Raw genomic sequence first — 5,381 nt, 5'->3', positions numbered from 1 at the left:
GGGCGTCAGCGGCCACGGCAGGTCGCGGCGCAGGATCGTGCCCTCGAGTCGCTGCATCACGTAGAACTCGGAGCCGATCACGGTGTCGTCGGCACAGAATCCGACCATCGCCGGGACGTAGTCGAAGACCGGCGCCAACGCCGACTGGATCCGGAACTCGCGGCCCATGTCGTGGGCGCTGGCCGCCTTCACCCCGGCCGGCGGACGACGCAGGATCAGGTCACGGGCCACGCCGTCCCCGCCATCCACGCTATCCACGCTCGGGTAGCGCAGCAGGTAGGTCAGGTTCGAGGCGCCGCCGGGGAACTGGCGGACCTCCGGGGTACCGGCCAGGTCGCCGGAGTCCCATCCACTCGGCAGCGTGGCGTTCTCGCGTAGCCAGTCGGCGACCGCCGCCACGTCGAAGGAGTCCTCGTCGCGGACCCGCTTGGCCGGGTTCCCGGCGTCGAGCGTCACCCCGACACGCTCCCGTCGAGCTTGGCGGCCTGCGCCCGCATCACCGCGTCGTACGCCGCCCGGTCGGTGCGCTTCAGGTCGTACGCCGCACGCGCCGCCGCGTCCGGCACGATCAGCTCCTCGCCGCGGTCGATGCCCTCGAGCACCGCGGCCGCGATCTGCTCGGCGGTGAACGGCGAGCTCTCCACCAGGTGGGCGATCACGGCCCCCAGCTCGGTGTCCTCCCCACGCATCGAGGACATCAGGTTCGTCCGGAAGTACGACGGACAGACCACGTGCGCGCTCACGCCGTACGACGCCAGCTCGTGGCCGGTCGTCTCGGTCAGCGCGACGACGGCGGCCTTGACCGCGTTGTACGACGCCATCCCGGCCGGGTGCACCAGCCCGGCCAGCGAGGCGACGTTGACGATCCGGCCGGAGCGCTGGCGCTTGAACATCGGCACGAAGGTCCGGGTGCCGCGGACGACGCCGAAGAGGTTGATCTCGGTGATCCACTGCCACTCGTCCATCGAGGCGACGTCGAGCCGGCCGCCACCGGCGACGCCGGCGTTGTTGACCAGCACGTCGAGGCCGCCCCAGCGCTGCTCGACGAGGGCGAGCGCGGCGGCCCAGTCGCCGTCGGAGGTGATGTCGAGGTGCAGCCCGTCGGAGGCCTCGGAAGAGGCGTCGATGCTCACGTCGGTGCGCAGCACCTCGGCGCCCCGGGCCTCGTAGGCCTCGGCCAGTGCGGCCCCCAGCCCGGAGGCGGCCCCGGTGACCAGGACCCGCAGCGGGGCGCTCACCGTCGGGCGCCGTACTTGCCGAGCTCCAGGCGGGCGACGACACCGCGGTGCACCTCGTCCGGCCCGTCGGCCAGCCGCAGCGCCCGTGCCGAGGTCCAGGCCGCGGAGAGCGGGAGGTCGTCGGAGAGCCCGCCGCCACCGTGCAGCTGCATGGACATGTCGATCACCTGCTGGGCCATGTTCGGCACCGCCACCTTGATCTGGGAGACCTCGGAGAGCGCGTTCATCGGGCCGCCCACGTCGAGCTTCCAGGCGGCGTTGAGCACCAGCAGCCGGGCCATCTCGATGGCGATCCGGGCGTCGGCGATCCGCTCGCGGTTCCCGCCGAGCGAGGCCAGCGGCTTGCCGAACGCGCTGCGCTCCAGGCCGCGCTTGCAGGCCAGCTCGAGCGCCAGCTCGGCCAGCCCGATCAGCCGCATGCAGTGGTGCACGCGGCCGGGACCGAGCCGGCCCTGGGCGATCGCGAACGCCTCGCCGGGCCCACTGATCACGTTCGCCAGCGGGACACGTACGTCGGTGAAGGAGACCTCGCCGTGGCCGAGCGGCTCGTCGTAGATCCCCATCGTGCTGAGCATCCGCTCGATCCGGACGCCCGGGGTGTCGCGCGGGACCAGCACCATCGAGTGCCGGTGGTGCCGGTCGGCCTCGGGGTCGGTGAGGCCCATGAAGACGAAGATCTTGCAGTCGGGGTTGCCCACGCCGGTGGACCACCACTTGCGGCCGTTGATCACCATCTCGTCGCCGTCGACCACCGCGGTCGCCGCCATGTTCGTCGCGTCCGAGGAGGCCACGTCGGGCTCGGTCATCGTGAACGCGGAGCGGATCGTCCCGTCCAGCAGCGGCTCCAGCCACTGCCGGCGCTGCTCGTCGGTGCCGTAGCGCAGCAGTACCTCCATGTTGCCGGTGTCCGGGGCGTTGCAGTTGAAGACCAGCGGGGCGATCGCCGAGCGCCCGGTCAGCTCGGCGATCGGCGCGTAGTCGACGTTGGTGAGCCCCTCGCCCCCGTCGGTGCCGAAGCGGGCGGCGTACTCGCCGGCGTGCTCGGCCGGGAGGAAGAGGTTCCACAGACCCTGGGCGCGCGCCTTCGCCTTCAGCTCGTCGAGGATCGGCAGCGGCTTCCACGGGTCGCCGGTACGCCGCAGCTCGGCCAGCTCCTGGTGGTAGGCGTGCTCGATCGGCTCGATCTCCTCGGCCATGAAGGCCGCCACGCGGGCAGTGAGGTCGGCGGCACGTGGCGAGGGAGAGAAGTCCATGCGGGCACCCTAGTGGGATGATCCTGACGTTCGCCGAGACGTCCGAGGAGGGCTCGTGACCCGTGCTGCCGTGACCTGTCTGCTGGGTGCCGCACTGCTGCTGCTCGGTGGCTGCTCCTCCGGCGAGACCGGTGAGACCGGCGAGGGCTCCTCCGACACAGGCGGCGCCACCGCGAGCACGACCGCGATCCGGGCGGGGCTGGTCGAGCTCGTCGTGGGCGCCCGGGCCACGAGGGCGGAGAGAGCCGACGCGCGCTGCTTCGCCGACGCCCTGCTCGCGCGGACCACCCCCGACCAGCTCCGCAGCGCCGGCGTCCTGGACGCGTCGTACGACGTGGTGGACGAGCTGCCGATCCTCTCCCGCGACGACGCCGGGACCTGGGTGGACGCCCAGTTCAGCTGCGCCGACTTCGTGGACCAGTCGGCCCGGGCCCAGGAACAGCTCAGCCACGGCGCGATCGACCGGGCGAGGTACGCGCAGTGCCTGCGCGAGGCCCTGACGACCGAGCAGCTGCGGGCTGCCGTGGTGGACACCCTGTCCGGTGCCTGGGACGGGCCGGCGCTCGCCCGGTTCAGCGCCGCCCAGGCCGACTGCCAGCGCCGGGCGGCGCCCACCTCCTGACCGGCGCAGCGGGCCGGGCGCTCAGGCCGAGACGGCGGTGACCACCCGGGCCCGGTCGACCGGGTCCAGCCAACGGGCCCGCGTCCGCGCCAGCCGGAACGCCGACCAGCACAGGAAGACGAAGGCCACCAGCACCGGCGCCTGCCAGTCCTGCGCCCGGGTGAGCGCCCCGAAGACCAGGCCGGTGAGCGTCGTACTGACCGCGAGGCGGGCCGAGTAGCCGACCATCTTGACCGGAGGCGCCGGCGTGGCCCGGGCCGAGCGCAGGTCAACGGGGTACGGGTTGCGGGCCGACCAGCGCAGCGAGGCCGCGACCACCTGCAGGGTCACCACCACCCAGGTCGAGAGCAGGGCGGCCAGCTCCACCCGGTTGGGCAGCCCGGCCCGCAGGCTGGCCAGCGCCAGCGTCACCGCCGCCGCCACCATCAGGAACTCGGCCAGCACCCAGGCCCGGGCCGCGAAGACCGAGCTCGGCGCGACCGGCAGGCTCGCGCGCCACAGGGCACCGCGTCCGTCCAGGCACCAGGCGTTGACACCGAAGAGCAGCGCGCCACCGGAGGCGACCAGGCCGGGCAGGATTGTCATCGTCGACCAGGGCAGGTCGCCGGCGATCGCGACCAGGCCGGGCGCGACGGCCAGCACCGCCAGACCGCGACGCATCGGCACGGCCCGCCACACCGACGCCCGGTCCGTACGGACCAGGGCGGCCAGCACGCTGCGCGGCATCGGCCGCGGTGGCCGGTGGCCGCTCTCCGCGCGCACCTCGTCGCGCGGCGTACGCCGGGCTGCCAGGTGGGCGGGCACCGCACCCAGGGCGACGGCGGCGGCGAGCACCAGCAGCTCGGCCAGCACCGTGCCGGCCCACCGCCACGACCACCCCTCGGTCAGACCGCCGATCAGCAGCACCGTGGGGATCCGGTCGAGCACGTCGGTGAGCCGGCCGGACAGCTGCAGCACCAGCCCGGCGAGCACACCGAGCACGCCGAGCGCGCGGACGGCGCCCACGCCGTGCGGTCGGCGGCGCAGCGCCTCCATCGCCCAGGCCACGACCTGGGCGAGCGCGGTGGCGATCGCCAGCCACAGCAGCATCCCGATCTGCGCCGGCAGCAGCAGCGCCGGCACCAGCGCGTACGCCGTGGCGCCGAGCAGGAACCAGGCCTGGATCAGCCAGGCGATGTTCAGCGGCGCCAGCAGCAGGGCGCCCAGGTGGTCGGTGGTGGGGCTGACCGGGAAGGCGACCGCCTCGTCACGGGGGATCAGCTCCCGCCCGCCGCCGGACGCGACAGCGGCCACGACCGCGATGATGAGGAAGCCCGCCATCGCGGTGGGCAGCAGGAGGCGGACGTCGGAAGCGCGTGCACTGGAGGCGGCGCCCTCGGTGAAGGCCGGGACCACGGCGGCCAGCGCGGTGAGCACCAGGAAGCCGAGTCCCAGCGCCGGGCCCGTCGTACGTCGGCGCAAGCCGGAGGTCCGGAACCGGACCAGGTGGGTGACGTCGACGGCCGCGTGCCGGGCCTTGACCGGCCAGGGTCGGTCGGGGGTGATCAGCTCAGTCGAGGAGGCGACGGTAGGCACGGGCCCCCTCCTCGCCTGCCATGTCGCGGGCGTCCGTGCTGGCCACCCGGGCGCCACCGCGCAGGACCAGCACGGTGGAGCAGGCCTCGATCGCCAGCTCGCGCAGGTGCGTGGAGACCAGGACGCAGGCGCCGCGGGCCCGGGCCTGGGCGATCACGTCCAGGGTGGCCTCGACGCCGATCGGGTCGACCCCGTCGAACGGCTCGTCGAGCAGCAGCACCGCGGGCTCGTGCAGGGCCGCGAGCAGGACGGACAGCCGGCGGCCCATCCCGTGCGAGTAGCCGGCCGTCACCCGGTGGGTGGCGTCGCCCAGCTCGAAACGCTCGAGGAGGTCCCGGGCGCCCTGCTCCCAGTCGGTCATCCGGCGCAGCCGAGCGGAGAGCTGCAGGTGCTCCCAAGCGGTCGCCCGCGGGACCAGTCCACCGACGTCGGGGCAGTAGCCGCTGGACTGACGCGCGGCCAGCGTGGCGGTGCGGACGTCGTACCCGGCGACGGTGACGTGACCCTCGGTCGGCGGGACCACCCCGGCCAGCACCCGCATCGTGGTCGACTTGCCGGCGCCGTTGCGGCCGAGCAGGGCGGTGGCCTGTCCGCCGTACGCCGCGAGGTCGATGCCGGCGACCGCCTCCACCTGACCGAACCGGACGTGCAGCCCCCGGACGTCGACCATCGGCATGGCACTCGCGGGCAGTC

The 5,381-nt window shown here is 73.9% G+C and carries 6 protein-coding genes; 1 reads left to right on the top strand and 5 read right to left on the bottom strand.

The features are described 5' to 3' along the window. The 3 genes from ABZE72_RS15375 to ABZE72_RS15365 all read right to left on the bottom strand — a co-directional run. On the bottom strand, positions 1-456 hold a 456-nt coding region (locus ABZE72_RS15375), incomplete at its 3' end, for a phosphotransferase family protein (protein ID WP_372729910.1). Continuing rightward, positions 453-1,238, bottom strand: a complete 786-nt coding sequence (locus ABZE72_RS15370; RefSeq protein WP_372729909.1) for an SDR family NAD(P)-dependent oxidoreductase — start codon at positions 1,236-1,238, stop codon at positions 453-455. The genes ABZE72_RS15370 and ABZE72_RS15375, both read right to left, overlap by 4 nt. Then, positions 1,235-2,491, bottom strand: coding sequence for an acyl-CoA dehydrogenase family protein (locus ABZE72_RS15365; protein ID WP_372729908.1), 1,257 nt, complete (start codon positions 2,489-2,491; stop codon positions 1,235-1,237). Before ABZE72_RS15365 ends, ABZE72_RS15370 begins: the two co-directional genes overlap by 4 nt. Positions 2,492-2,546: 55 nt before the next feature. Here ABZE72_RS15365 and ABZE72_RS15360 point away from each other — a divergent pair, with 55 nt between their 5' ends. Further along, positions 2,547-3,113: a hypothetical protein gene (locus tag ABZE72_RS15360; protein WP_372729907.1), complete on the top strand. Its 567-nt coding sequence runs from the start codon at positions 2,547-2,549 to the stop codon at positions 3,111-3,113. 21 nt (positions 3,114-3,134) lie between these two features. Here the strand turns inward: ABZE72_RS15360 and ABZE72_RS15355 are convergent, their stop codons facing one another. Together ABZE72_RS15355 and ABZE72_RS15350 are read right to left on the bottom strand one after the other, a co-directional pair. After that, entirely contained in the window at positions 3,135-4,688 is a 1,554-nt protein-coding gene (locus ABZE72_RS15355; RefSeq protein WP_372729906.1) for a hypothetical protein, read from the bottom strand. Next, positions 4,663-5,381, bottom strand: a 719-nt coding sequence (locus ABZE72_RS15350; RefSeq protein WP_372729905.1) for an ABC transporter ATP-binding protein, incomplete at its 5' end; no start/stop codon positions are given. The genes ABZE72_RS15350 and ABZE72_RS15355, both read right to left, overlap by 26 nt.

This window comes from Nocardioides sp. (genome assembly GCF_041600255.1).
Classification (GTDB): Bacteria; Actinomycetota; Actinomycetes; order Propionibacteriales; family Nocardioidaceae; genus Nocardioides.
Note: the sequence above shows the minus strand (reverse complement) of the source record. Positions and strands in the feature narration are given on the sequence as shown.

Bases quoted from the DNA above. Each gene is read 5' to 3' on its own strand.
- ABZE72_RS15365 (WP_372729908.1), bottom strand. From the start codon at position 2,491: ATGGACTTCTCTCCCTCGCCACGTGCCGCCGACCTCACTGCCCGCGTG.